General features: G+C 57.0%; 27 protein-coding genes. 22 read left to right on the top strand and 5 right to left on the bottom strand.

Annotation, left to right across the window (positions count from 1 at the left end):
- The first annotated feature begins 41 nt into the window (after window positions 1-41).
- From queA to secF, 5 genes are all read left to right on the top strand, one after another.
- A complete protein-coding gene (gene queA, locus Q3Y66_RS02985) occupies window positions 42-1073 on the top strand; it encodes a tRNA preQ1(34) S-adenosylmethionine ribosyltransferase-isomerase QueA (RefSeq protein WP_008959753.1) in 1032 nt (343 codons plus the stop codon).
- A 75-nt stretch (window positions 1074-1148) separates the two neighbouring features.
- The gene (gene tgt / locus Q3Y66_RS02980; protein ID WP_035587442.1) at window positions 1149-2285 is read left to right on the top strand and encodes a tRNA guanosine(34) transglycosylase Tgt; all 1137 of its coding nucleotides are present in this window, start codon (window positions 1149-1151) and stop codon (window positions 2283-2285) included.
- Window positions 2286-2429: 144 nt separating this feature from the next.
- Window positions 2430-2756 (top strand): preprotein translocase subunit YajC, encoded by a 327-nt coding sequence (gene yajC / locus Q3Y66_RS02975; RefSeq protein ID WP_007111584.1) that lies wholly within the window; start codon window positions 2430-2432, stop codon window positions 2754-2756.
- A gap of 132 nt (window positions 2757-2888) precedes the next feature.
- Window positions 2889-4742, top strand: a complete 1854-nt coding sequence (gene secD, locus Q3Y66_RS02970; protein ID WP_035587458.1) for a protein translocase subunit SecD — start codon at window positions 2889-2891, stop codon at window positions 4740-4742.
- 34 nt (window positions 4743-4776) lie between these two features.
- The gene (gene secF / locus Q3Y66_RS02965) at window positions 4777-5703 is read left to right on the top strand and encodes a protein translocase subunit SecF (protein ID WP_008959756.1); all 927 of its coding nucleotides are present in this window, start codon (window positions 4777-4779) and stop codon (window positions 5701-5703) included.
- Window positions 5704-5816: 113 nt separating this feature from the next.
- On the opposite strand, the gene Q3Y66_RS02960 is transcribed toward secF, so the two are convergent.
- Window positions 5817-6611: an inositol monophosphatase family protein gene (locus Q3Y66_RS02960; protein WP_008959757.1), complete on the bottom strand. Its 795-nt coding sequence runs from the start codon at window positions 6609-6611 to the stop codon at window positions 5817-5819.
- Between the two features lie 236 nt (window positions 6612-6847).
- Here Q3Y66_RS02960 and Q3Y66_RS02955 point away from each other — a divergent pair, with 236 nt between their 5' ends.
- The 17 genes from Q3Y66_RS02955 (at window position 6848) to Q3Y66_RS02875 (ending at window position 22514) form a co-directional block, all read left to right on the top strand.
- Window positions 6848-7600 carry an RNA methyltransferase gene (locus Q3Y66_RS02955; protein WP_008959758.1) on the top strand — a complete coding sequence of 251 codons (753 nt, stop codon included), beginning with the start codon at window positions 6848-6850 and terminating at the stop codon, window positions 7598-7600.
- A 127-nt stretch (window positions 7601-7727) separates the two neighbouring features.
- Entirely contained in the window at window positions 7728-8615 is an 888-nt protein-coding gene (gene cysE, locus Q3Y66_RS02950; RefSeq protein WP_008959759.1) for a serine O-acetyltransferase, read from the top strand.
- 78 nt (window positions 8616-8693) lie between these two features.
- A complete protein-coding gene (iscR, locus tag Q3Y66_RS02945; RefSeq protein WP_008959760.1) occupies window positions 8694-9161 on the top strand; it encodes a Fe-S cluster assembly transcriptional regulator IscR in 468 nt (155 codons plus the stop codon).
- Window positions 9162-9212: 51 nt separating this feature from the next.
- Window positions 9213-10379, top strand: a complete 1167-nt coding sequence (locus Q3Y66_RS02940) for an aminotransferase class V-fold PLP-dependent enzyme (protein WP_008959761.1) — start codon at window positions 9213-9215, stop codon at window positions 10377-10379.
- Between the two features lie 30 nt (window positions 10380-10409).
- Window positions 10410-10736 (top strand): iron-sulfur cluster assembly accessory protein, encoded by a 327-nt coding sequence (locus Q3Y66_RS02935; RefSeq protein ID WP_008959762.1) that lies wholly within the window; start codon window positions 10410-10412, stop codon window positions 10734-10736.
- Window positions 10737-10948: 212 nt separating this feature from the next.
- Window positions 10949-11374 carry a nucleoside-diphosphate kinase gene (gene ndk, locus Q3Y66_RS02930; protein WP_008959763.1) on the top strand — a complete coding sequence of 142 codons (426 nt, stop codon included), beginning with the start codon at window positions 10949-10951 and terminating at the stop codon, window positions 11372-11374.
- Window positions 11375-11463: 89 nt separating this feature from the next.
- On the top strand, window positions 11464-12663 hold the full coding sequence (rlmN, locus tag Q3Y66_RS02925; protein WP_008959764.1) for a 23S rRNA (adenine(2503)-C(2))-methyltransferase RlmN: 1200 nt from the start codon (window positions 11464-11466) through the stop codon (window positions 12661-12663).
- Window positions 12664-12770: 107 nt separating this feature from the next.
- The gene (gene pilW, locus Q3Y66_RS02920) at window positions 12771-13505 is read left to right on the top strand and encodes a type IV pilus biogenesis/stability protein PilW (protein WP_008959765.1); all 735 of its coding nucleotides are present in this window, start codon (window positions 12771-12773) and stop codon (window positions 13503-13505) included.
- Between the two features lie 47 nt (window positions 13506-13552).
- Window positions 13553-14611: a RodZ domain-containing protein gene (locus Q3Y66_RS02915; RefSeq protein WP_008959766.1), complete on the top strand. Its 1059-nt coding sequence runs from the start codon at window positions 13553-13555 to the stop codon at window positions 14609-14611.
- 8 nt (window positions 14612-14619) lie between these two features.
- Window positions 14620-15735, top strand: a complete 1116-nt coding sequence (ispG, locus tag Q3Y66_RS02910; RefSeq protein WP_008959767.1) for a flavodoxin-dependent (E)-4-hydroxy-3-methylbut-2-enyl-diphosphate synthase — start codon at window positions 14620-14622, stop codon at window positions 15733-15735.
- Between the two features lie 61 nt (window positions 15736-15796).
- Window positions 15797-17098 (top strand): histidine--tRNA ligase, encoded by a 1302-nt coding sequence (hisS, locus tag Q3Y66_RS02905; RefSeq protein WP_008959768.1) that lies wholly within the window; start codon window positions 15797-15799, stop codon window positions 17096-17098.
- Window positions 17099-17199: 101 nt separating this feature from the next.
- A complete protein-coding gene (locus Q3Y66_RS02900; RefSeq protein WP_008959769.1) occupies window positions 17200-17856 on the top strand; it encodes a tetratricopeptide repeat protein in 657 nt (218 codons plus the stop codon).
- Between the two features lie 2 nt (window positions 17857-17858).
- A complete protein-coding gene (bamB, locus tag Q3Y66_RS02895) occupies window positions 17859-19037 on the top strand; it encodes an outer membrane protein assembly factor BamB (protein WP_139041607.1) in 1179 nt (392 codons plus the stop codon).
- Complete coding sequence (der, locus tag Q3Y66_RS02890; RefSeq protein WP_008959771.1) at window positions 19034-20437, top strand: ribosome biogenesis GTPase Der; 1404 nt, start codon at window positions 19034-19036, stop codon at window positions 20435-20437. Before bamB ends, der begins: the two co-directional genes overlap by 4 nt.
- A 239-nt stretch (window positions 20438-20676) precedes the next feature.
- On the top strand, window positions 20677-21285 hold the full coding sequence (locus tag Q3Y66_RS02885) for a hypothetical protein (RefSeq protein WP_008959772.1): 609 nt from the start codon (window positions 20677-20679) through the stop codon (window positions 21283-21285).
- Window positions 21286-21408: 123 nt separating this feature from the next.
- Complete coding sequence (locus Q3Y66_RS02880) at window positions 21409-22212, top strand: M48 family metallopeptidase (protein ID WP_008959773.1); 804 nt, start codon at window positions 21409-21411, stop codon at window positions 22210-22212.
- A gap of 41 nt (window positions 22213-22253) precedes the next feature.
- Entirely contained in the window at window positions 22254-22514 is a 261-nt protein-coding gene (locus Q3Y66_RS02875) for a hypothetical protein (protein ID WP_008959774.1), read from the top strand.
- Window positions 22515-22610: 96 nt separating this feature from the next.
- Here the strand turns inward: Q3Y66_RS02875 and aroE are convergent, their stop codons facing one another.
- From aroE to dprA, 4 genes are all read right to left on the bottom strand, one after another.
- Window positions 22611-23429, bottom strand: coding sequence for a shikimate dehydrogenase (gene aroE / locus Q3Y66_RS02870; protein WP_008959775.1), 819 nt, complete (start codon window positions 23427-23429; stop codon window positions 22611-22613).
- Window positions 23426-24379 carry an oxygen-dependent coproporphyrinogen oxidase gene (gene hemF / locus Q3Y66_RS02865; protein WP_008959776.1) on the bottom strand — a complete coding sequence of 318 codons (954 nt, stop codon included), beginning with the start codon at window positions 24377-24379 and terminating at the stop codon, window positions 23426-23428. The genes aroE and hemF overlap by 4 nt, the downstream gene beginning before the upstream one ends.
- 83 nt (window positions 24380-24462) lie before the next feature.
- Entirely contained in the window at window positions 24463-25020 is a 558-nt protein-coding gene (locus Q3Y66_RS02860) for an L-threonylcarbamoyladenylate synthase (RefSeq protein WP_008959777.1), read from the bottom strand.
- 43 nt (window positions 25021-25063) lie between these two features.
- Window positions 25064-26233: a DNA-processing protein DprA gene (gene dprA / locus Q3Y66_RS02855; protein WP_008959778.1), complete on the bottom strand. Its 1170-nt coding sequence runs from the start codon at window positions 26231-26233 to the stop codon at window positions 25064-25066.
- Between the last annotated feature and the right edge of the window lie 25 nt (window positions 26234-26258).

Genomic DNA, 26258 nt, shown 5'->3' with positions numbered 1-26258 from the left:
TCCTATGCCGCCTGTTTGATCAACGTTAAGAGTTATACGCCATGCAGCGCGCGGATTTTCATTACGAGCTACCCGACGAATTAATTGCTCGCTACCCTTCTGAACAACGTAGCGACTGCCGGTTGCTGTGCGTGGATGGCCAGAGCGGCGCGTTGGAACATCGCCGCTTTCCTGATCTGCTTGAGCTTCTTGAGCCCGGCGACCTATTGGTGTTTAACGACACCCGCGTGATTCCGGCGCGCCTGCACGGCCATAAGGCCAGCGGCGGCAAGGTGGAGATGCTGCTGGAGCGCCCGCTGGATGCTCACCGTGGCTTGGCGCATATACGCTCGAGTAAATCGCCCAAGCCTGGTACCGAGCTGATTTTCGAGGGCGATGTTCACGCTATTGTAGAAGGCCGCCGTGACGCGCTGTTCGAGCTGCACTTTTTAGGCGATACGCCGATGATCGCGCTGCTTGAAAAGCACGGGCATATGCCACTGCCGCCTTACATTACCCGCGAAGACGAACTCAGCGACCGTGAGCGCTACCAAACGGTCTATGCCCGGCGTGACGGCGCAGTGGCGGCGCCGACCGCCGGGCTGCATTTTGATCAGCCGCTGTTGGATGCCCTTGCCGATAAAGGCATTAACCGTGCCTTTGTCACCCTGCACGTGGGCGCGGGCACTTTTCAGCCGGTGCGCGTCGATAACATCCTTGAACACCATATGCACAGCGAGTGGATTGAGGTCACGGAAGCCACCTGCCAGCAAGTGCGCGAGACCCTAGCGGCTGGCAAGCGAGTGATCGCTGTAGGCACCACCAGCGTGCGCTGCCTGGAAAGCGCCTGCATGAAAAGTAGCGATGGGCAGATCGCGCCTTATAGTGGCGATACCGATATTTTTATCTATCCCGGTTACCAGTGGCGCTGCGTGGATGCTTTAATTACCAACTTCCATTTGCCTGAATCGACACTGTTGATGCTGGTGTCCTCCTTTGTGGGCTACGACACCATCATGCACGCCTACCAACGGGCAGTGGCCGAGCGCTATGCGTTCTTTAGCTATGGCGACGCCATGCTGCTGACCCGCTAGATATTGACTGCTGATTGTTGCCCTGTTTGCCCTGCTCCAGTCGCGCCAAACGAACGAGATTAACGAGTTACCTTTATGCGAAACGAATGCTTTATGCGCTTTGAGCGCTTGGCCGACGATGGCCGCGCCCGCCGTGGCCGCCTCCACTTCCCCCGTGGCACGGTCGAAACCCCGGCGTTTATGCCAGTAGGCACTTACGGCACGGTGAAAGGCATGACGCCGGATTCCGTCAAAGAGATCGGTGCCGAAATCATCTTGGGCAACACCTTTCACCTCTGGCTGCGCCCCGGCACCGAGGTAATTGAAGCCCACGGCGACCTGCACGACTTCGCCCAGTGGGATAAACCGATTCTGACCGACTCCGGCGGCTTCCAGGTTTTTTCCCTGGGTGAGACGCGCAAGATCACCGAGCAGGGCGTGCACTTCCGCTCACCGGTGGATGGCAGCAAAGTCTTTATGGGCCCGGAAGAGTCCATGGCGGTTCAACGTTCGTTGGGCTCCGATGTGGTCATGATCTTTGATGAGTGCACGCCCTACCCGGCCACCTTTGAGGAAGCCGAGAAATCGATGGAGCTGTCGCTGCGCTGGGCCAAACGCTCGCGGGATGCCCACGGCGATTCACCCTCCGCGCTGTTCGGTATTATTCAGGGCGGCATGCATCCTGAACTGCGCGAACGCTCGCTCAAAGGGCTGCTGGAGATCGGCTTTGATGGTTTGGCGATTGGTGGGCTTTCCGTCGGCGAGCCGAAAGAAGAGATGATCAAGGTGCTCGACTACCTGCCCACCTGGATGCCGGATGAGATGCCGCGCTACCTAATGGGTGTCGGCAAACCCGAAGACCTGGTGGAAGGCGTTCGTCGCGGCGTGGATATGTTCGATTGCGTGATGCCCACCCGCAACGCGCGTAACGGCCATCTGTTCACCTCAGAAGGCACGGTCAAAATTCGTAACGCCAAGCACCGTTTTGACACCCGCCCGCTTGACGAAGAGTGCGATTGCCATACCTGCAAGAGTTTCTCGCGGGGCTACCTGCACCACTTAGACCGCTGCAATGAAATGCTCGGCTCAATGCTCAACACCATCCACAACTTACGTTACTACCAGCGTGTGATGGCTGATTTGCGCGCGGCAATTGAAGCGGGTACATTGACGACCTTTGTGGAAGGCTTCTATGCACGGCGCGGCCTGCCAGTGCCTCCCCTTGCTACCTAAAATCTAGCGAATTAATCGCCACGCGCCTTGGCGCGTGGTTTAAACTGTTCGACTATGTTTTTTTGCACCAAGCTTTTAACAACCAAGCTTTTATAACTAAGCCTTTAAAAACCTAAACTTTTTCTAACTCAGGAGCTCTCTACAATGCTGGATTTCTTCATCTCACCAGCCCATGCCCAAGAAGCCGCCGCTGGCGGTGGTATTGCGCAAATCGTCATGCTGGTCGGCTTCGTGCTGATTTTCTACTTCCTGTTGTGGCGCCCGCAAGCCAAACGCGCTAAGCAGCACAAGCAGCTAGTCACCAATCTGGACAAAGGCGATGAGATCGTCATTGGTGGCGGTTTGGTGGGTCGTATCACTAAGGTGAGCGACGAGTTCCTGACCATCGAGATCTCTGAAGGCACCGAAGTTAACGTGCAGAAGAACGCCGTTGCCGCCGTACTGCCTAAAGGCACCATCAAGTCCATCTAAACCTTGCATTACCCCTGCCGAGCCAGTGCCAGCCACCCCGGCAGGGGTGACATGGTATAAATGATGGTGAACTTTGCTGTGCACGGCGAGTCCGTGCACAGCATTCCGTTTGTAATTGAAGGCAGGGCTTGCATGCTCAACCGTTACCCCCTGTGGAAGTATCTGCTGATACTGGTCGTCCTGGTGGTTGGCCTTATCTACTCGCTTCCCAATCTGTTCCCCGAAGATCCCGCTATTCAAATCAGCAGCGCCCAAGGCGATTCGCTGAATGAGCAACAGATAGACCGTGTTGAAACCGCGCTCAGCGAAAACGGCATTGCGATCAAAGCGCTCGAAGAAGAGAACGGTCAGTGGCTCATTCGTTTGCGCCAAGACGATGATCAACTGCCCGCACGCGACATTGCCGCCGACCTTTTAGGCGATGAGGCAACGGTAGCGCTAAACCTTGCTGAAGCAACGCCGGAGTGGCTACAGGCATTCTCTGCTTCCCCCATGACGTTAGGTCTTGATTTGCGCGGTGGCGTGCACTTCCTGCTGGAAGTAGATATGGACGCCGCGCTAACCCAGCGCCTGGAAGTCAACGGCAGTGCCATGCGTGAACTGCTACGTGGTGAGCGTATCCGCTACCGCAATACTGAGGTGGAAGAGCGTTCGCTTTCGATCGATTTCGCCAGCACCGAAGACCGCGACACAGCCCGCAGCCTGATTAGCCGCGACTTTCCTGAGTTTGAATACAGCAGCGAAGGCGATGGCCGCGCTTCAACGCTGGTAATGACGCTTAGCGATCAGTCGGTCAGCGAAATTCAGGATTACGCGATCAACCAGAACTTGACCACCCTACGCAACCGGGTCAATGAACTGGGCGTGGCAGAGCCCATGGTGCAGCGCCAGGGGCCCAACCAAATCGTGGTCGAACTTCCCGGCATTCAAGACACCGTGGCCGCCAAGCGCATTGTAGGCGCAACGGCCAATCTGGAATTCCGCCTGGAAGCCCGCCCCGACACCCCGGAAAACGAAACAGAAACCCTAACGTTTCGTAACGAGCCTGCGCGCACCGCTGAGCTAATGCGCGATGTGATCATTACCGGTGATAGCGTTTCCAGTGCCAGCAACAGTTTCGATGAAAATGGCCGTCCTCAGGTCAATATTGACCTGGATGGCACCGGCGGTACGCTGATGAACCGCGCGACGCGCACCAACATTGGTCGCAACATGGCGGTGCTGTTCATTGAGCACAAGAGCGAAGATACCGTGGTGACCGACCCGGAAACGGGTGAAGAAACCATTGAGCGCGAACCCTATGTTGAGCGCGGCCTAATCAGTCTGGCAACGATTCAAAGCGCCCTGGGTAACAGCTTCCGGATCACCGGTCTGGACTCGCCGACAGAAGCCGCTGAACTTGCGCTACTGCTGCGTTCGGGTTCCCTTGCAGCCCCCATCTACTTCGTGCAAGAGCGCACGATTGGGCCAAGCCTGGGCGCTGAGAATATTGAACGCGGTTTGCTCTCGGTGCAGATCGGTCTGCTGCTGGTCGTGCTGTTCATGCTGGTGCGTTACAAGGTGTTTGGCGTGTTTGCCAACATTGCCCTGGCGCTGAACTTAACGCTGCTGGTCGCGGTGATGTCAATGCTGGGCGCCACGCTAACGCTGCCGGGTATTGCCGGTATCGTGTTGACGCTGGGCATGGCGGTCGATGCCAACGTGCTGATCTTTGAGCGAATACGCGAAGAGCTGCGCAACGGCATGTCGGTGCAACAGGCGATTCAAGCCGGTTATGAGCGCGCCTTCACCTCCATCGTCGACGCCAATATCACCACGCTGCTGGTGGCCGTTATCCTGTTCTCGATTGGCTCCGGCCCGGTGAAAGGGTTTGCCGTCACGCTCTCTATCGGCATTTTGACGTCGCTGTTCACCGCTCTGATGGTGACTCGCGCCATGGTCAACTTGTTCTATGGCAGCAAACCCGTCAAAAAGCTGTGGATCTAATCCACGTGCTTAGCCCAGAACTTAAGAGGTGGTAATGAAACCCCTATCACACCTGCAAATCGACTTTATGGGACGACGCAATATCGCGTTTGTCGTCTCTGCTTTGCTTTTGGTCGTGTCGATTGGCGCCATTCTGTTCCAGCAGCTCAACCTGGGGCTGGATTTCACCGGCGGTACATTGGTTGAGGTGCGTTATGGCGCTGCGCCCTCACTTGATGCTATTCGTGTGCTGCTTGAAGAGAGCGGTTTCCAAGATGTCTCCGTGCAGACCTTTGGGGCGTCAACAGAAGTATTGATCCGCTTACAACAAGCGTTTGATGCCGATGTCGGTGGCGAAGTCGTCAACTTGCTGCGTAATGATGGCGATACGGTCAATCTAGTGCGCTCTGAGTTTGTTGGCTCCCAAGTCGGTGACCAACTCCGCGATCAAAGCGGCCTGGGCCTGCTGGTGGCCCTTGGCGTGGTGATGCTCTACGTGGCCTTCCGCTTTCAGTACAAGTTTGCGATTGGCGCACTGCTGGCACTGCTGCATGACGTGATCATTGTGGTGGGCGTTTTCGCGCTGTTTCAGCTCGATTTCGACCTCACCGTGCTCGCAGCAATCCTAGCGGTTATCGGCTACTCGTTGAACGATACCATCGTGGTTTATGACCGTGTGCGCGAGGCCATCCGCACCTCGCGCATCGACGATATGCCGCAGATCTTCAACGAAGCGATTAACGCCACGCTCTCGCGCACCCTCGCAACCTCGGGCACCACTATTCTGGTGCTGCTTGCGCTACTGCTGCTGGGCGGGGATATGATTGAGAACTTTGCCATTGCGCTGCTGGTCGGCATCGTCGTGGGTACGTTCTCTTCTATCTATATTGCCGCGGCGCTGCTGCTACCGCTGAAGCTGTCGCGGGAAGATTTGATTCCCACCAAGAAAGAGCTTGATGAAGAAGAGGAGGAGTTGCCTTAACGGCTCGTCCATTTAGATGGCTTCTTTAGCCGACAAAAAAGCCCCTGCTGGGTTACCAGCAGGGGCTTTTTTCATCTTTACAGCTTTTATCTTTAAAAGCTCAGCATTGCTGCTTAAAAGTGTGGCGTTAGCTGCTTGATCAGTGCTTTATAAAGACGCGGCCCAGCAGCCATTAACTGCCCTTCCACTTTCACCGAGGGCTGGCCATCCGGCGTGCCCATCAAGGCGCCTGACTCTTTCAGGAACAGGGTGCCTACCAGCATGTCCTGCTCTTCCAAGCCGAGCACGAAAGCACTGTCCACTCGCCCAGTGGCTAACTCACACAAATCCAGCAACCCACAGCCTGTTGCCAGCAGGTTTTCTACCTGTGGGGCAAGCTGCTGTGAAACGGTTAGATAGGCAGGCAAATTACGCGGACGCAGCCAAACTTCCGGCAGGCTCATGGCCATGCGCGTACCGCTGATGGCGGTCGGCTTGCTAACACGCATGCGCTTGTCATTGTGCTGGGCACCGCGACCGCGGCTGGCGATATATTCGTCGTCGGAGAACGGGCAGATAATCACTGCGTGCTCGGGACGACCTTTGACTAGACACACCACTGAGAGTGCAAAGCCCTTACCGGCAACGGCTAAGTTGGAGTAGCCGTGCATCGGTTCAATTTTCCAGACGGTATCCGCGCCTTCGCCTTCACCCGCGCGATGTGGCGTAAAGCGGCCGGTCACACCGTGCTGGGGGTAACCGCGCTCCAACTGCTGAACAATCGTCGCCTCGGCCTTGCGCGCTGTCTCATCGAGCAGGCGATCAAGGTTAAATTCATCGTGAGCGTTTTCAATACGTTCGCGTACGCGCAGAAAGTGTTCAACAGCGCCACGCGCAGCGCGCAGCGTAAATTGGACCATCGGATTCATGGTTGGGCCTTGTGACAGTGATGTTAAAGAACGTGATGCTAATAATAGAGCATAAGTAGGCACAGGTGCCGCCTTTGGCGCGCAATTCTAGCAGACCACTCTCGGGCATGCCATCGACTCATGCTAGACTGCGCGTTTTACGCATTTAATGATCCCTTGTTTTTATTAACAGGGCCTCATTAGCAGGATCTTATTAACCGGATCTTATTAACAAAGACTATTTACCGAGCCTTATCATGCTTGAGCGCATTCGCATTGTTCTTATCGGCACTAGCCACCCTGGCAATATCGGCGGCGTGGCACGCGCCATGCACAATATGGGCTTGGCAGATTTAGCCCTTGTTGCCCCCCGCTGCGAGGTCATTACCCAGGACAGCATTTCCCGCGCGTCCGGCGCTGACCACCTGCTTCATCAAGCCAGTGTGCACGCTAATCTTGAAGAAGCAGTGGCTGATTGCACCCTGGCCGTGGGCGCCAGTGCGCGCTCACGCACCCTGCCATGGCCGATGCTCTCACCGCGAGAATTAGCCGACCGGCTGCCCGCCGAGTGCCAAACGGCTGAGTCACGCGTGGCGTTGGTGTTTGGCCGCGAGGACAGCGGCCTGACCAATGCTGAGCTACAGCGCTGTCATGCTCACGTGCATATTCCGACTAATGCCGATTTCAGCTCGCTCAATTTGGCGGCGGCGGTGCAGGTGCTTGCCTATGAGTGTCGCATGGCTTGGCTAAGCCAGGCGGATGCGCCTTCAGCGACGCCGAGCGATAACGATGATCTGGCCACTCACGCGGAGCTTGAGCGCTATTTTGAGCATTTGGAGCGCACGCTGATCGGTATCGACTTTCATGACCCCGATCAGCCGCGGCAACTGATGGCGAGACTGCGCCGCTTGTATCTGCGCGCCCGTCCGGAGCGGATGGAAATGAATATTCTGCGTGGAATACTGTCGGCCACCGAGAAGGCCGCCAACACCAAGCAAACCAAGTCATAATTGATTAGGCTTGAAGATGCTGACTTGAAGACGCTATCTAACGCCCCCACGTTGAAGGTCTGTTTAGTTATCTTCATGCGATGCACTTAGTTGAGTGACTGCACCTCTACCGCCCAAGGATCACCTCATGTTTCAACGTCTACGTGAAGACATCAACAGCGTATTTGACCGCGACCCAGCCGCACGTAACTTTCTTGAGGTGCTGACCAACTACCCCGGCCTGCACGCTCTACTGCTGCATCGCTGCGGCCACTGGCTGTGGAAAAAAAACCTCAAATGGCTAGCGCGGACGCTATCGACGTTTTCACGCTGGCTGACCGGTATCGAGATCCACCCGGGCGCCACCATCGGACGACGCTTTTTCATCGACCACGGCATGGGCGTGGTGATTGGTGAAACGGCTCAGGTCGGCGATAACGTCACGCTGTACCAGGGAGTTACGCTAGGCGGCACCAGTTGGAACAAGGGCAAGCGCCACCCGACGCTGGGCGATGGAGTGATTGTCGGCGCGGGCGCCAAGATACTGGGCCCCTTCACCGTGGGCGCCGGAGCCAAAATTGGCTCTAACGCGGTGGTGACGAAAGAAGTACCGCCGGGCGCCACAGTGGTCGGTATTCCCGGTAAAATTGTCAAACGCACCGACCCTGATGTGGAAGAGGCGCTGGATGTCGACCCCGCCCGTCGCGAGGCTATCTGCCAGAAATTTGGCTTTGATGCTTATGGTGTCAGCCAGGATATGCCCGACCCCGTAGCCCGCTCAATGCAGGCCATGCTCGACCATATGCACGCCGTGGATGAACGTATTGAGCGCATGTGCTCAACCCTGCGCAAGCTAGACGACAACTACCGTGACGGCCAGCTCCCGGCGCTACGCGAAGAAGATTTTGCCGGCATTCTGGATGAGCACGACACCGGCTGCCCAGGCGTTGGCAAACGCTCGGCGACACCGCCATCAGCTAAGCAAGAGGATGGGCAAGAGACCGAGCAAGAAACACTGCCGCCGCGTAATGGTTGACCAAAGCACTCAGGTTTTCCCATAATGGCAACACATTTGCCGTCAGTGCGCTGAGCGTTCAGCGTCGAGGGGCTTGCCATGCGCTTGACCACCAAAGGCCGTTACGCCGTTACCGCCATGCTCGATTTAGCCTTGCATGCCCACAACGGCCCGACCAGCCTAAGCGATATCTCCCAGCGCCAAGAGATATCGCTCTCCTATTTAGAGCAGCTTTTTGCTCGCCTGCGCCGTGCAGGCTTGGTCAACAGCGTACGCGGCCCAGGTGGCGGGTATCTGCTGTCACAACCTGCGGAAGAGATTAGCGTTTCCAAGGTGATTGACGCAGTGAATGAAAGCGTTGATGCCACCCGCTGCCAAGGGCTTTCCGACTGCCAGCAGGGCGACACCTGCCTAACGCACCATTTGTGGTGCGAGCTTTCTGTTCAGATACGTCACTTTCTTGACGACATGACGCTGGCACAACTGATGTTGCGTCCTGATGTCATACGTATTGCGACACGACAGAAACAGCGTGCCGAGGCAGGGATTCTCGCCTCCTCACCCTGACCCAAGACACATACCCAATTACCCTGACCGATCAACCGCCGGAACGTAACGATGACCACACCCACGCTGCCCATTTACCTGGATTACGCCGCCACCGCGCCGGCGGATGCCCGCGTGGTTGAGGTTATGCAGCGCTACCTAACGGTTGACCAGCTATTCGCCAACCCGGCTTCGCGCAGCCATATGTTAGGTTGGCAGGCAGAACAGGTGGTTGAGCAGGCCCGCCGCCAAGTGGCCGACGCGATTGGCGCCGACCCACGAGAAATTGTCTGGACCAGCGGTGCCACCGAAGCGGACAACCTGGCGCTGATCGGCTTTATGCGCGCTAACCGCGAGCGCGGCCTACACTTGGTGACCTCGACGATTGAGCATAAAGCCATCGTAGACACGGCCCATGCATTGGAAAAAGAGGGGTTTGAGGTGACGTGGCTCACGCCTGGGCGGGATGGCTGTATTCAGCCTGAAAAGCTGCGCGAAGCCATGCGCGACGATACTGCACTGGTCTCACTCATGGCGGTTAATAATGAGCTGGGCAGCATCAACGATATTGCCGCCTTGGCAGCCATTGCTCATGAGTTTGGTGCGGTCTTTCATACCGATGCCGCCCAGGCGGTAGGTCGCATCCCCTTAGACGTAATGGCCCAGCAGATTGACCTGATGTCGCTCTCTGGGCACAAGACCTACGGCCCCAAAGGCGTCGGCGCGCTATATGTGAAGCGCCACCCAGACATTCGCGTAGAGGCATTGATCCATGGCGGCGGTCACGAACGCGGCATGCGTTCCGGCACGCTACCGACGCACCAAATTGCTGGCATGGGCGAAGCTTTCGCGCTGATGCAGCAGCAGTACGATGACGACAACGCTCACATTAGCCGTTTGCAGCAGCGTTTTTTGCGCGGACTTGAAGGCGTTGAAGGTGTTTTTGCTAACACACCACTAGATAATGCGGTTCCCAACATTCTCAACCTGGCGTTTGAAGGCGTCGACGGTGAGTCATTACTGATGGCGCTGCGCGATGTAGCGGTCTCTACTGGCTCCGCGTGCAACTCGGCAAGCGTTGACCCTTCTTATGTACTGCTTGGCATCGGCACGCCCCGCTCGCTGGCGCTCTCGTCGCTGCGCTTTAGCTTCGGGCGTTTTACTACCGAAGCAGAAATCGATCATGCGCTAACGCTCATACGCCACGCGGTGAGCGGTTTACGTACACCGCCCGGTTAAGCGGCTGACTATTTTTAAGGAGAACGCCTCATGGCAACACTCAACATTACCCCGGCTGCCGCACAACAGATTCGTCATGTGCTTGATGAGCGCGGACAAGGCCTAGGCCTACGCGTTTCGGTCAAGCCAAGCGGTTGCTCCGGCTACAGCTACGTACTCGATTTCGCCGACACCGTTAGCGAAGAAGAAGTCCATTTTCAAGAGCACGGCGCCAGTGTCTATGTGGCGCCCGATGCGGTCGAGATGCTCAACGGTAGCGAAGTGGATTATGTCAGCGAAGGTTTAAACCGCTTTTTCCGCTTCAACAACCCTAACGTCAAAGACGAATGCGGTTGCGGCGAAAGCTTTACTGTTTAGCCTTTGCGCGGACAGCTCTCATCACCGGTATTCATCCCCCGGCTTAAGCGTTATAATCGCGCCCCTGAATACCTAACATCAGGCCGCCGGGTACTCCCGTACGCTTGTGAAACGCTAGCTGCTGAAATGCTATTAGCCGAATTATTTTCTAGGCCGCCCCGGCTTTCTGGGGCGGCAATTTTGCTTAGCCCCCATTTATGGAGACCATTTACATGGCTACTGAACGCACTCTTTCTATCATCAAGCCTGATGCCGTTGCTAAAAATGCGATCGGTGAGATCATCGCCCGCTTTGAAAAAGCCGGCCTGAACGTTGTTGCCGCGAAGATGGTTCACCTCTCTGAAGAGAAGGCTGGCGGTTTCTACGCAGAGCACAAAGAGCGTCCTTTCTTTAAAGATCTGGTCGGTTTCATGACCTCTGGCCCGGTCGTTGTACAAGTGCTTGAAGGTGAAGGCGCCATCGCTAAAAACCGTGATCTGATGGGCGCAACTAACCCGAAAGAAGCAGCACCAGGCACTATTCGCGCTGATTTTGCGGAAACAATCGATGCGAACGCTGTCCATGGTTCTGATTCTCCGGAAAGCGCTGAGCGCGAAATTAGCTACTTCTTTGGCAACGACGAAATCTGCCCGCGCTAAGCCTTTCAGGTAGCGCCGCCGCATCTACTTCCGTTGCCGGCCATTTTGCGGGGGCCTCGCCCCCGCCCCTTTCTAAAACGCTGACCGCCATGACCACCACTGTAGCCCAACATACGCCCGCCCCCCGTACTGACGCTGATAGCTCAGACGCCGCCAGCACGCCTGCTGCCAAAGCGACGCCTGAACGTCACAACCTGCTTGGCATGTCCCGCGAGCAGATGGAAGACTTCTTTCTGTCGATTGGCGAAAAGAAATTCCGTGCTGCGCAGCTGATGAAGTGGATTCACCAGGAAGGCAGTGATGACTTTGCTGCCATGACGAATCTCTCCAAGCCACTGCGTGAAAAACTGGCGCGGGTAGCTGAAATTCGTGGCCCAGCGGTGATCTACGAAGGCACCTCTAGCGACGGCACGCGTAAGTGGGTGCTTGAGGTAGAAGATGGCAGCTACGTCGAAACGGTGTTGATCCCGGCCGAAAACGGTAAACGCCGTACGCTGTGTGTCTCCTCCCAGGTGGGCTGTTCGCTGGATTGCAGTTTTTGCTCGACCGGCAAACAGGGATTTCAGCGCAATTTAACCGCCGCTGAAATTATCGGCCAGGTATGGGTCGCCCAGCGTAGCGTTGGCCCGCGTCGCGATACGGCCAACCGCCCAGTCACCAACGTGGTAATGATGGGCATGGGCGAGCCCCTGCTTAACTTTGATAACGTCGTGCCCGCCATGAAGCTGATGCTTGACGACAACGGCTATGGCTTATCCAAACGCCGCGTGACGCTGTCGACTTCCGGTGTGGTACCGATGATCGACAAGCTCGGCGATGAAATGGATGTCAGCTTAGCGATTTCGCTGCACGCCTCCAATGATGAGTTGCGTAATACGCTGGTGCCCATCAACCGCAAATATAATATTCGTGCGCTGCTGGATGCGTGCCATCGCTACCTTGCCAAGTGCCCGGACAATCGTCAGGTCACGATCGAATATACGCTGATCAAAGACATCAACGATCAGCAGGAACACGCTGAGCAGCTCGCGGCACTGCTTAAAGAGCTGCCGTGTAAGATCAATCTGATTCCCTTTAATCCGTTCCCCAACTCAGGGTACGAAAAGCCATCGCGCAACCAAGTCATGCGTTTTCAGCAGTGGTTGTACGATTTGAATTACAACGCCACGGTCAGAACGACCCGCGGTGAAGATATCGACGCCGCCTGTGGCCAACTCGTTGGTCGCGTGAAAGACCGCACCAAACGCAGCGAACGCTATATTCAGTCGGTACAGCTTGATGCTGACTAAACGTAAACAGGGCTTATCTTGACTTCCGCCTAGCACGGCGCTTTGATGGTCACGGTTTTTATGTAGCATCAGGTTAGTTGTTGGACGTTCACCACAAGAGGATTTACATGATCGCTCACCGCAGGCGCCTACACCCATCACGGGTGCCCATGCTAGCCGTTCTTATCGGCAGCCTGTGGCTAGTCGGCTGTGCTTCGTCCAGTACCCAGACATCTCAGGCCAACCCAGCGGCGGCAGACGCCTATACCCAATTAGGCGTTGCTTACCTGGAACGTAACAATCTTCCTCGCGCACTCAATGCACTGGACCGGGCATTAGAGATTGCCCCACGCCATGCAGAAGCATTGCAAGCACTAGCGCTGGTTTACCAACGCCAGGGCGAGAGCGCGCTTGCCAACGACTATTTTCAACAGGCGGTTAATGCTGAGCCGGATTACACACGCGCCCGCAACAACTATGCGGCGTTTTTATACGGGCAGGGCAATTTCAACGCTGCCTGCGAACAGTTAGAGACCGCATCCGAGGATGCCCAGTACGCCAACCGTGCCCAGCTATTTACTAATTTAGGGCAGTGTTATCTGGCACTGGAAGAATTTGATAAAGCGCGCGCTCGGTTGGAGCGCGCGCAGAGTATTGATCCGCGTAATGCACGCGGCTATTTAATGTTAGCTGAACTCGAATATTCGCAGGGCCATTACACTCAGGCCTGGGCGCCGCTGCAAACCTATTTACAGCTCGCCGAGCCCGACCAAGCAGCGCTAAGAATGGCGGTTGATATCGCCCACGCACGCGGCGAGCATGATGTTGCCGCCGAATACCAGCGCTTGCTAGGCAACGACTGACTGATTGACGCCCTGATCACCGCTTATTTAATGAAGGATGCTCAGCCATGAGCGATACACAGTCACAAGAAAACATTATCGATAGTCCTAACACTACTGGTAGCGCTTCGCCTGGCGAACTGCTTGCTCGCCAACGCGAGCAGCTCGGCATTCCACTCACCGATGCGGCCCGAGCGCTAAATCTGCGCCCCGCCGTGGTGGAAGGGCTTGAGCAAGATGATTATCAAGAGATACCCGTCGCCGCTTATCGGCGCGGCTATCTGCGCTCTTACGCCAGATACCTGGGAATGGATGACCGGCTGGTGCTTGAGGCGTATCAAGCCCGCAGTGGCGGTACCGACACCGAACGCAAAGTGACGCCTGTCTCTACCGCCAGGCCGCCCTCCCGCGTTGGCGCTTGGCTATTTAAGCTGGTTACCCTGTTAGTGATCGTCGGCCTTATCGCCGTGACCGTGATGTGGTGGCAAAGCCGAGGCGGCAACGAGCCGCCGGGCTTTGGCTCCACTTCCACGGAAGAGACCGCTCCCGGCTCTGCAGAGCCAGCAGGTGAACCAGCTGACGCAGAAGAGAGCTCTGATTCGAGCTTTACCAGTGGCGACGAAAGCGCGTCGCTGCAAAGCGATGCTGCTCGCGTTACACCTACAGTTTCACAAGACCAAGCCCCCAGCGCGCAAGATGACGCTGACGCCATTGCTGGGCTAGATGAGCCACTGCAGGATAGCGACAATAGCGCTGCCAATGAAAATGATGAACTCAGCACTACTGCAGAAACTGATAGCGAAGAGACGAGTAGTGAAGAAAGCAGTACTGAGCAGAATGGCGCTGACAGCGAGCAAACCGCCGCTGCAGAGCCAGCTACCAATGCCAATGTGCTTGAGCTGACGTTTAACGAGCAGTCGTGGACTGAAATTTTTGATGCCACCAACCAGCGCGTTTTCGTTGGTCTACAAACGCCCGGCACCTCGACAAGCGTCGAAGGTGAACCCCCTTTTCGTTTAACCGTGGGTAATGCCACCGGCGTTGAACTGCGCTACCAAGGCGAGGAAGTTGATCTTCCCGCCCGCGCAGGCGCCAACAATGTTGCCCGATTCACCTTGGGAGAGTGACCCGTCCTATGCACGCCCCTTCTCCGATAAAACGCCGCCATTCCCGTCAGATTCAGGTTGGAAATGTAGCCGTGGGCGGTGATGCGCCCATTGCCGTACAAAGCATGACCAACACCAACACTCTGGATGTGGCCGCGACCGTAGCGCAAATTCAGCAGCTGGAAAAAGCCGGTGCCGATATCGTGCGCGTCTCCGTGCCAGATATGGACGCCGCCGAAACCTTTGGCCAGATCAAAAAGCTGGTCAATGTCCCGCTGGTTGCCGACATCCATTTTGATTACAAAATTGCCCTGCGCGTTGCCGAGTTAGGCGTCGACTGCCTGCGCATCAACCCAGGCAACATCGGCCGCGAAGACCGCGTGCGCGCGGTGGTAAGTGCGGCCCGTGACAATGGGATTCCGATTCGCATCGGCGTCAACGCGGGCTCGCTTGAAAAAGACCTGCAAAAGAAATACGGCGAGCCAACGCCTGCCGCGCTGGTGGAATCCGCCATGCGCCATATCGACTACCTTGATCGCCTCGATTTCCAAGAATTCAAGGTCAGCGTAAAAGCCTCAGACGTGTTTATGGCGGTCGCCGCCTACCGCGACCTTGCCGTGCGCATTGAACAGCCGCTGCACCTGGGCATTACCGAAGCCGGTGGGCTGCGCTCAGGCACGGTGAAATCATCGATTGGCCTGGGCATGCTACTGATGGACGGGATCGGCGACACGATCCGTGTATCGCTGGCCGCTGATCCGGTGGAAGAGATTAAAGTCGGCTTCGATATGCTGCGAAGCCTCAAGCTGCGCTCTAAAGGGATTAACTTTATTGCCTGCCCCAGCTGCTCACGCCAGAATTTCGACGTCATCAGCACCATGAACCAGCTCGAAGAGCGGTTAGAAGATGTGATGACGCCGCTAAACGTCTCGGTAATTGGCTGCGTGGTCAACGGCCCCGGCGAAGCCAAAGAGACCGATATTGGCCTGACCGGCGGTAGCCCCGCCAACCTGGTCTATATCGATGGAAAACCGGCCAGCAAGCTACGTAACGACCACTTGGTCGACGACCTGGAGCAGCTGATTCGCGAGAAAGTGCGCGAAAAACAGCAGCAGCAAGACGCTATGATTGCCCGCAGCGTTTAATCGCTGGGGCTAGCTGCCAGCCTGGGCAACCAGCGCTAACTGGCAGAATAAGGAGTTTTCATTGAGCAAGTCCGCCGTTAAAAAGATTCAAGCCATCCGTGGTATGAACGACTTATTGCCCAGCGACAGCCCGCGCTGGCAATTTTTTGAAGCCAAAGTACGCCAGCTCATGCTGCGCTACGGCTTCAACGAAATTCGCACGCCGATTGTTGAGCAAACCGCGCTGTTTGCGCGCTCTATTGGCGAAGTGACCGATATTGTCGAAAAAGAGATGTACACCTTCGACGATCGCAACAGCGAAAGTTTGACGCTGCGCCCTGAAGGCACCGCCAGCTGCGTGCGTGCGGCAATGGAACACGGCCTGCTGTATAACCAAACCCAGCGGTTGTGGTATCAGGGTCCCATGTTCCGTTACGAGCGCCCGCAAAAGGGCCGCTATCGCCAGTTTCACCAAATTGGTGTCGAGGCCTTCGGTTTTGATGGCCCGGATATCGACGCTGAGGTGATTCTGCTTTCGGCGCGACTTTGGAAAGAGCTGGGGCTAATGGAGCACGTTACCCTTGAGCTGAATTCGTTGGGCTCATCTGAGGCGCGTGCGGCCTATCGCGACACGCTGGTAGCCTATTTTGAACAGCACCATGATGTGCTTGATGAAGACTCCAAACGCCGCCTAACCAGCAACCCGCTGCGCATTCTTGACTCCAAAAATCCGGCCATGGCCGAAATGCTGGATGCCGCGCCGCAGTTGATGGATCACTTGGACGTGGAATCCCGCGAACACTTCGAGCAGCTCACCAAGATGCTTGAAGCGGCAGGTATAGATTATGTGATCAATCCCCGCCTAGTGCGTGGGCTCGACTACTACTGCCGCACCGTGTTCGAGTGGACTACTACCGCACTGGGCAGCCAAGGTACTGTTTGCGCAGGCGGCCGCTACGACGGCTTGGTCGAGCAATTGGGCGGCAAACCTACGCCTGCTGTCGGCTTTGCCATGGGCATTGAGCGGCTGATTCTGCTGCTCGACACCCTGGAACTGATTCCTCAGGGTGCGCTCGGCGGCTGCGATGTGTATGTGCTCCCGATGGACGATAACGCTACCACGGCGGCGATCACGCTGGCTGAGAATTTGCGCGGTGAACTGCCTGAACTGCAACTGCAACTTCACTGCGGGGGCGGCAGTTTTAAAAGCCGGATCAAAAAAGCCGATAAGAGTACCGCCTCCATGGCGATCCTGCTCGGCGAAGATGAGATTGCACAGCAGTCGGCAACGCTCAAGTTTTTACGCGATGACCGCGAACAGCAGCGTGTGCCGTTAGCCCAACTAGGGTCTACGCTGCGTGAGCTATTAGCCCCTGGCGCTTAAGCCCACGTCTCGCGTAACCCCTGCAGGCGCCGTGCCTGCTACATACGACTGTTTTTGCCTACTGTTTGTGCCTACGAACATTGAGAAATAGGAGCCCGCCCGTGGTGGAGCTGAGAAGCGAAGAAGAGCAGCTAGACGCGGTAAAGCGCTGGTGGAAAGAGAACGGCATGTCGTTGATTGCAGGCGCTGTCCTGGCGGCGGCGGGGGTATTCGGCTGGAATGCTTGGCAGAACTATCAGCAAGGTCAGTCAGAAGCCGCTTCCATGCGTTACCAGCAGTTGGTCAATATGACCGCTGGTAACGAGCTTGAAGACGACCAACTGGCAAGCGCGCGTGAAATGGTCGTCGAACTGACCGACGAGCATGGCGACACGCTCTATGCTGAACTCGCCCTACTGCTTGATGCTCGCTTAGCGGTGCAGCAAGGCGACCTTGAAGGTGCGCGTACCGCGCTTGAAAGTGCTGCCGAATCATCTCGCCGTTACGTGCAGAGCCTGGCATGGCTGCGCTTAGCACGTGTAGAGCTTGCCGATGGCAACCCCACTCAGGCACATGCACTGCTGGACGAGCCGATCAGCGACGCCCTGGCAGCCCAACGGGCGAATGTGCGGGGCGATGCCTTTGCTGCTCAAGGCGACACTGACGCGGCCCGTGATGCCTGGGAGACCGCGATGGAAGTGTCACAAACCCAAGACCAGCCGCTTTACGGCGTGCAGTTCAAGCTTGACGATCTCGGCGCTGAGGAGGCGACACAATGACTATGAGCACTGTAATTAATCGGGGCATTTCCAAACAGCTGGCACGAGTAAGTGTGGGTGCACTGACGCTGGCACTGCTGGCCGGTTGCGCCAGCAAAGGCGAACCCGCTTTTACGCCCAAAGAGCTGCGTAGCTTCGACGAGACCTCCTCGCTAAACACCCAATGGAAGCGTACCGTAGGCGATGGCTTAGGCCACGCTCGCTACCCCATTGCACCTGCCCGTGAAGGCGATACTGTGTTTGCCGCCGACGTCGAAGGGGTGGTGATGGCCATGAATGCCAACAGTGGCGATGTTGAGTGGGAAATCGATCTCGATACCACCATCTCCAGCGCGTTAACGGCGATTGCCGGTCAGGTTTATCTGGCGACCGGTAACGGCGAGGTCATTGCGCTGGACCAAAATGATGGCAGCGAAAGCTGGCGTTCACGGGTCTCTAGTGAAGTGCTTGCCGCGCCTCAGGCCAATCAGCAACTGCTAGTCGTGCAAAGTGTCGATGGCCGCGTGACAGCCTTGGATCGCGCCAGCGGCCAAGAGCGCTGGGTATACACCAGTTCGCAACCTTCACTCACCCTGCGCGGCACAGGCACGCCGATGGTGATTGACCCGGTTAGTTTTGTCGGCCTGGCCAATGGCCGTCTCGCCACGCTGGATAACCGCAGTGGCCAACCGCTATGGGATATGCAGATTGCCACGCCGCAGGGGCGTAGCGAAGTTGAGCGTCTGGTTGATCTTTCCGGCCAGCCGATCATCAGCCCCGATGGCCGCCTGTTCGTGACCAGCTACAATGGCCGCGTTGTGGCGCTTGAAGCCACCCAAGGCGATCTACTCTGGGAAGCAAACCTGTCTAGCCGCCATACGCCCATCCTGGTCGGCGATTTACTGTTTGTGGTTACCGATAACAGCCAAGTAGTCGCGTTAGATGCTAACAGTGGCCGTGAAATCTGGCGTAATGACGACCTGCAAGACCGCTGGTTGACCGCGCCCGCCTTTGCCGATGGCCGCTTGGTCGTGGGCGATTTTGACGGTTATCTTCACCTGATTGACGCTCGTGAAGGCAATATTGTAGGACGCACTCGCGTGCACAGCTCGGGCATTACCGTTCGCCCGGTCACTGAAGGCAGCACCATTCATGTCCAGGCCAACAATGGTCGCCTGGAAACCCTGGAAGTAACTCCATGACACCCGTCATTGCTTTAGTCGGTCGCCCCAATGTGGGCAAATCGACGTTGTTTAACCGCCTAACGCGCTCGCGTGATGCACTGGTGGCCGACTTTCCCGGCCTCACTCGCGACCGCAAGTACGGCAATGGCATGCTGGGCGATAAGGTCTATACGGTGATCGACACCGGCGGTATCAGCGGTGACGAAGAGGGTATTGACGCTGCGATGGCCGAGCAGTCGCTTGCTGCCATTGATGAAGCCGACATTGTGCTGTTTATGGTCGACGCTCGCGCCGGCCTTATCGCCGCTGACCAGGCGATTGCTAATCACCTGCGGGTTAATCAGAAAAAAACTTGGCTGGTGGTGAATAAAACCGACGGGCTGGAAGAGCACTCGGCGATGGGCGACTTCTGGTCGCTGGGCTTAGGCGACCCCTGGCCGATTGCCGCTGCCCACGGGCGCAATGTATCTACGCTGATGGACGTGGTACTTGAACCGTTTCCCGAGCGCGATGCCAGCATCCCTGCCGACACCGGCAGCAAAGGCGTTCGTATCGGCGTGATTGGCCGTCCCAATGTGGGTAAATCAACCCTGGTCAATCGCCTGCTGGGCGAAGACCGTGTGGTGGTCTTTGATGAGGCGGGCACGACCCGTGATGCTATCGAGATCCCCTTCGAGCGCCGCGGCAAGCCTTATGTACTGATTGACACCGCGGGTATCCGGCGGCGTAAAAACGTGAGCGAAATCGCTGAGAAGTTCTCCATCATCAAGACGCTGGATGCGATTAAAGAGTCGCATGTAGTGATCATGGTGCTGGATGGTTCCAGCGGTCTGGTGGAGCAGGATTTGCACCTGCTGGACTACGTATTAACCACCGGGCGCGCACTGGTGCTGGCGGTTAACAAGTGGGACGGCCTGGAGAGCGAAGCCAAGGACAAGATGCGCGCCGAAGTGAAGCGCCGCCTGGGCTTTGCCGATTACGCCGAGCTCCACTTTATCTCTGCCCTTCACGGTACGGCGGTGGGTGATCTTTACCCGTCGATTGACCGCGCCTTTGATGCCGCTAATGCTCACTGGTCGACCAACCGTTTAACGACCCTGCTGCAGGATGCCGTCAGCCAGAATCCGCCGCCGATGGTACAAGGCCGACGGATCAAGCTGCGCATGGCTCACCAGGGTGGCAGCAATCCGCCGATTATCGTCGTCCACGGTAACCAAACAGAGTCGTTGCCTGAAGCATACCGCCGTTATCTCACCAATACGTTCCGCAAGATATTGAAGGTACGCGGCACACCAATTCGCTTTGAGTTTCGCTCGGGCAGCAATCCGTTTGACACCATGGCGGGCGCCAGCGATAAAGAGAAAGCCAAAAAGCGCGAGCTGAACCGCACTAAAGAAGCGCGCAAGAGCCGTCGTTAATTCGCTATCTTGGTTATTTAAATTCGCCCGTTTGCACCGTCAAGCGGGCGTTTTGGTTAACCCCTTTTCCAAGTAACACTCACGATAATAGTTTCGCTTGACAGCGCCCGCTTTCGGCCCTCAAATAGCCGCGATTTTACTCAGCTGTCATTCATGCCCACTCCATATCACCCACCCCCATCACCACTCTTGCTGCCCTACTTGTATGCTGCTTATGCGCTGCGTAGGGGGAGAACGTTATGCTTTATGCTGCTCGCCGTTGGCTAATTCTATTGGGCTTAACCAGCCTGTTAACGGGCTGTCTCGCCCTGCCGCAAACAGGCCTGTTTGCCTTTCGTTTGGCGGTGACGTCGCTGGGCATTGAAGATGTGCGCATCGGCCCTTACAGCATTAATGCCGGGCTAGATACGAGTGACTTAACCAGCCTGATTGCTTCCAGCCTGGGCGCGGGCAGCCTGCCCATACAAGCCACCATTGCCATGGGCCTTGGCTTACCTGCTGGCATGCCGCCGGTGGAAATGTCAGGCTTTCGCTGGTCGCTGGATATGCCGGGCGTTGACCCTGTGCAGGGTAACTATGAGCAGGATGTCACGCTTACCTCCGGCGACGATGCCAATTTACGCCTGCCAGTTGCCTTTGATGTGCTGGGAACCGACACCCAAAAAATGGCGCCGATGCTTGAGCTTGCCAGTCAGCTGGCGTCTCAAGGCGAGCTACCGCCCGGTAGCCAACTGGCGATTACGCCAGGCGATCTGCGCGGTTTAGGTATGCGGCTCCCTGCAGGTTTGTTGACGCCCACGATTCGCCTAAACGTGGGTGCCGATGGGCAGCTAGTCCCTCAGCGCTGAGGGTTGCTCAGTTCAGCCTCCAACCTCACCCTCCAGGTAGGTTATGATGGGAGGGATTGATTTACTGTTATCAGCGGTTATCTTGTGAGCAAGAAACCCACTCGTCTATAAGGAAACCGTCTCATGCGTTGGCTTCGCCCTATCGCCGTTACCGCTCTATGCGCTTCTATCGCCGCTTGTACCACGTCTCCCACCGGACGTTCGCAGCTATTGCTGCTTTCTGATGGTGAGCTTAATGAGATGGGACGGCAGGCATTTTCTCAATATCAGCAGGAGCTTCCTACTGCCAACCAGGCTAGCCAGCGCTATGTACAGTGCATTGCCGATGCCATCGTCGCGGAATTGCCCGCCGAGCAGCAGCAGCTAGATTGGCAGATTCGCGCATTTGAATCGGAACAGCCCAATGCCTTCGCCTTACCCGGCGGCTATATGGGCGTCAACACTGGCATGCTGGATATCGCGACCACACAAGACCAGCTGGCTTCCGTCATCGGCCATGAGATTGGCCACGTGCTGGCGAACCACGCGAATGAACGCGCCTCTACCGAGAGCGCTACCTCATTGGGCCTGTCAGTGATTTCCAGCACTTCTAGCATGCAGTCCGCCGGTGGCCAGCAGTTGATGGGCGTACTTGGTATGGGCGCACAGTATGGCATCGTGCTGCCGTTCTCGCGGGCGCATGAAAGCGAGGCCGATGTGATTGGTCTGGACCTAATGGCGCAAGCCGGCTTCAACCCAAGTGAGAGCGTCACTCTGTGGGAAAATATGCAGGCAGCCACCGGCGGCGGTTCTCCGCCCGAGTGGATGTCGACCCACCCTGGCCAAGGTCAACGCATTGAAGGCCTGCAAGGCAACATGGATCAAGCGATGGCCCTCTATGAGCAAGCCCGCAACAATGGTCGCACGCCGAACTGCCCACGCCCTTAACGGTTTGCGTTGAGGTTTGACATTCGGCTCTTGAGGTTTCAATGATTAGACTAGGGTTACTGCTGCTGGTGTTGCCGCTGTTTGTGCTGATGGGCGTCTTTTTCTGGGAGTTGAACGATGTACGTGCGTGCCAGCTAGACGGCGGTCACTGGAACTATATCGAGAGTGTCTGCGTTGACACACCGCAGCCGTTCGTCTCCTGGCTGCAGCGCTCTCCACTGCTCGTCAACGGTGGAATGGTGCTCTCGGTAGTAGGCCTGGTGATGTGCATGGTGGGGTTGTATATAAAACGCGCTAAATGAAGCGTTTTTAGCATCAAAAAAGCGGGGCGGATAAATTATCCGCCCCGTTTTTTTTTCGCTGCACTAACCAGGCGCAATGATTACCAGACTCAATGATTAATAATTAAGCGATTGGCGCAGTATTTCCCGCACAGGGACGGTATCCGGCCTTACGTTACGCCAGAGAAAAAACGACTCGGCGGCTTGCTCTACCAGCATACCTAGGCCGTCAAGCAGCTTCGCACCACGCGGGCCTGCCCATTGTAAAAATACCGTCGGTTCGGCCCCATACATCATGTCGTAGGCCCAGGCGTGTGGGGCAAACAAGGTATCAGGTAACGGTGGTAGCTCCCCCGTCAGGCTGGCGCTGGTGCCGTTAATTACCACGTCAAAGACACCACTGACGGTGTCAAAACCACCGCCATGAACGGTTCCCAGATCAACAAAATCGCTGGCCAGTTGCGCGGCCTTGGCGGCAGTGCGATTAACCACGACGACTTCGCTGGGCTGCTCGACAAGCAAGGGTTCCAGAATGCCACGCACGGCGCCACCGGCGCCTACCACCAGGATACGTTTTCCGGCTAATGCAACGCGGTGAAAGGTCAAGTCACGCACTAGGCCAATGCCGTCGGTGGTATCGCCGTAGGTGCGGCCATTGCCGCCAAGAATCAACGTATTGACCGCGCCCGCCCGCCGTGCGCGGTGGCTCAACGTATCGCACAGCGCGAAAGCATCCTCTTTGAACGGCACGGTGACATTGGCGCCGCGACCGCCCGCATCGATAAAGGCGCGCCACGCGCCTGCAAAGCCATCCAACGGTGCTTCTTCAGCGGTGTACTCAAGCGCTTGTTGGGTTTGATGGGCAAACTCAGCGTGGATCAGCGGTGACTTGGAGTGCTTGATGGGGTTGCCAAATACGCAGTAACGATCGGTCATGAGAGCTCTCCGCTTTTTCTTTCACCTGCATCCGCAGCGGATTCACCGAGCCAGTCGCGAGCATGTAAAAAGTCACTCAAACGCGCTTCGGCGCTACCGGGCTGTGGCTCAAAGGCGTACTCCCAGCGCGCCAAGGGGGGCATCGACATTAAAATGGACTCCGTGCGCCCGCCACTCTGTAGGCCAAACAGCGTACCGCGATCCCACACCAGGTTGAACTCCACGTAGCGGCCTCGGCGGTAAAGCTGGAACTCGCGCTCGTGTTGGGTCCAGGCATCGTTCTTGCGGCGCTCCACGATGGGTAAATAAGCCTCTAGGAAGCTGTCGCCCACCGCCCGCTGCATGGCAAAACAGTCGGCAAACTCGCCTTCATTTAAGTCATCGAAAAACAGCCCGCCCACGCCGCGGGTTTCGTCGCGATGTTTGAGATAAAAGTACTCGTCGCACCAGGATTTGTAGCGGGCGTAAACGTCATCGCCAAAGGGGTCACAGGCGGCTTTTGCTACCCGGTGCCAGTGGACGACATCTTCCATCACAGGATAAAACGGTGTTAAGTCGAAACCGCCGCCAAACCACCATACCGGTGGCTCGCCGACTTTCTCAGCAATAAAGAAGCGCACGTTGCCATGGCTGGTGGGAACATGGGGATTTTCAGGGTGCAGCACCCAGGAAACGCCCACCGCGTGGAAGCTACGCCCGGTAAGTTCAGGGCGCGCGGCGGTAGCCGATGGCGGCAGCTGAGTGCCATACACATGTGAAAAGTTGACGCCGCCCTTTTCAAATACGCCGCCATTAGTCATCACCCGCGAACGGCCACCGCCCCCCTCTTCACGCTCCCAACTATCTTCTTGGAACTGGGCAGCCCCATCGGCTTCGGCTAATCCAGCGCAGAGCCTTTCCTGCAGATCAAGAAGGTAGCGTTTAACGTCATCAAGGTGCTCGTGTGCCACGGTAACTCCTGGGTGGTGAATCGTGAGTGAAGAGTAGTAAGCGGTGAATATTAATCAGTGGTGAGTAGCGAACCAAAGTGCGGCTAAGAACGCATGACTTTGCCAGTGGCTAAATCCCTGATAGTGCTCGGTTTGGCATTGCCGCCTAGCTCGCCTTTCACCACATACGCCACTTCATCGCCAAAGATTGAAGCGATGTCAGCGGCACTCATGGCGGGCGGCTCCCCGGCACGATTAGCCGACGTCGATACCAATGGGCCACCGAAGGCTTCGCACAGGGCTTTCATCAGCGGGTGGTCGGTGACACGCAGCGCCACACGTTCGTGGGCGCCACGCACCAGCCCATGGCTGCGGCCATTATCAGGTACTAACCATGTGTTGGGGCCTGGCCAGCTTGCCGCGAGAGGTGCATGCAGCGCTAGAGGAAGTTGACTCAACCAGGGTTGGAACTGCTCGATACTGGCGGCAACGAGAATGACCCCTTTAGCCGGGTCACGCTCTTTCATGCGCATCAAGTGAGCCAAGGCTTCGTCGTTTTCGGGATCACAGCTAAGCCCCCAAACCGCTTCGGTGGGGCAAGCTATCACTCCCCCGGCACGCAGCGCGCTAATCGCTGGGGCTAGATCAGTCGCCAAACTCATGGTCTCTCCTCACGGCTAACATGCCTTTAATGGGGTTATCCTATCATGGCCTCGGCAACCGCACCCAGCCTCCCGCCTGCTGGCTTACCCAGCCGTCTAGTTCAAGCATCAGCAGGCGCTGCTGGCAGTCGCTGACCGTCACACCGGTGGTGTGCACCAAGAGATCAATCGGCGTTGGCGTGGCCGATAATGACGTTAACAAGGAATCGGGCAAGCTTTCGTCTGACAAGCTTTCGTCTGACAAGCTTTCGGCGGACAAGCTATCGCCAGACAAGCTATCGGAAAGAGGTGCTTGCTCCGCTGGCTTGTCTTCTGTCGTGGGCGGGATAAACGCCTCCGCCCAGTGGCCAAGATCGGCGATGATATCGTCGACGCTACACGCCAGATGAGCTGCACCTTGCCTTAATAGCGCCAAACAGCCGCGGGCCTGCACGTTGTGCAGCGAACCCGGCAGCACGAACAGCTCGCGGTTTTGCTCTAAGGTGAGCCGCGCGCTGACCAACGAACCGCTTTTTTCGGTAGCTTCGACCACCAGTGTGCCGAGCGCGAGACCGGTGACAATTCTATTGCGGCGCGGAAAAAACGCTGGGCGGGCCACGGTTCCAGGCGAGTGCTCTGACAACAACAGCCCACCGGGCAGACGACTGAGCTGTTCATGAAGATCACGATGGGAGGCGGGATAGATCACATCCACACCGCAGCCGAGTACCGCCACCGTGCTTCCACCGGCGGCTAAGGCCGCACGCTGGGCAACGCCGTCCACCCCTAGCGCCATGCCACTCACCACGCACCAGCCGCGGCGGGCCAGGTCACGGGCAAACGTTTGAGCATTGTGGGTGCCTTCCCCCGTCGGGCGGCGGGTGCCCACCATGGCCAGTTTGGGGCCTTCCAGCGCACCAAGATCACCCTGAGCCCAGAGCACCACGGGTGGGTCGGGCAACTCATTCAGTAGTGCAGGCCAAGCGGGGTGGTCACGATGCAGCAGGTGCCGGTTTGCGCCGCTTTGCTGCCACACCTGGGTCTCATCAATGACCTTTTGCAACGGGCTTCGGGCCGGGTGTTCTAGCCACAGACGCAGCTCGCTGGCCGCACGACTAGGTAATGCTGCCAACCACCCTTCTGGCCACTGTGGCTGGCGGGCTACTAATTGTGCAATACGCAGCGCGCCCATACCGGGTAATGCATTGACCGCCAGCCACGCCTGAGCATCCATACCACCTCCTTAATCAACACGTTTG

Origin of the sequence: Halomonas sp. HAL1 (assembly GCF_030544485.1) — a bacterium.
GTDB classification, from domain to species: Bacteria; Pseudomonadota; Gammaproteobacteria; order Pseudomonadales; family Halomonadaceae; genus Vreelandella; species Vreelandella arctica.
The sequence above is the reverse complement of the archived record's forward strand: the minus strand, read 5'-3'. Positions and strand labels throughout refer to the sequence as shown.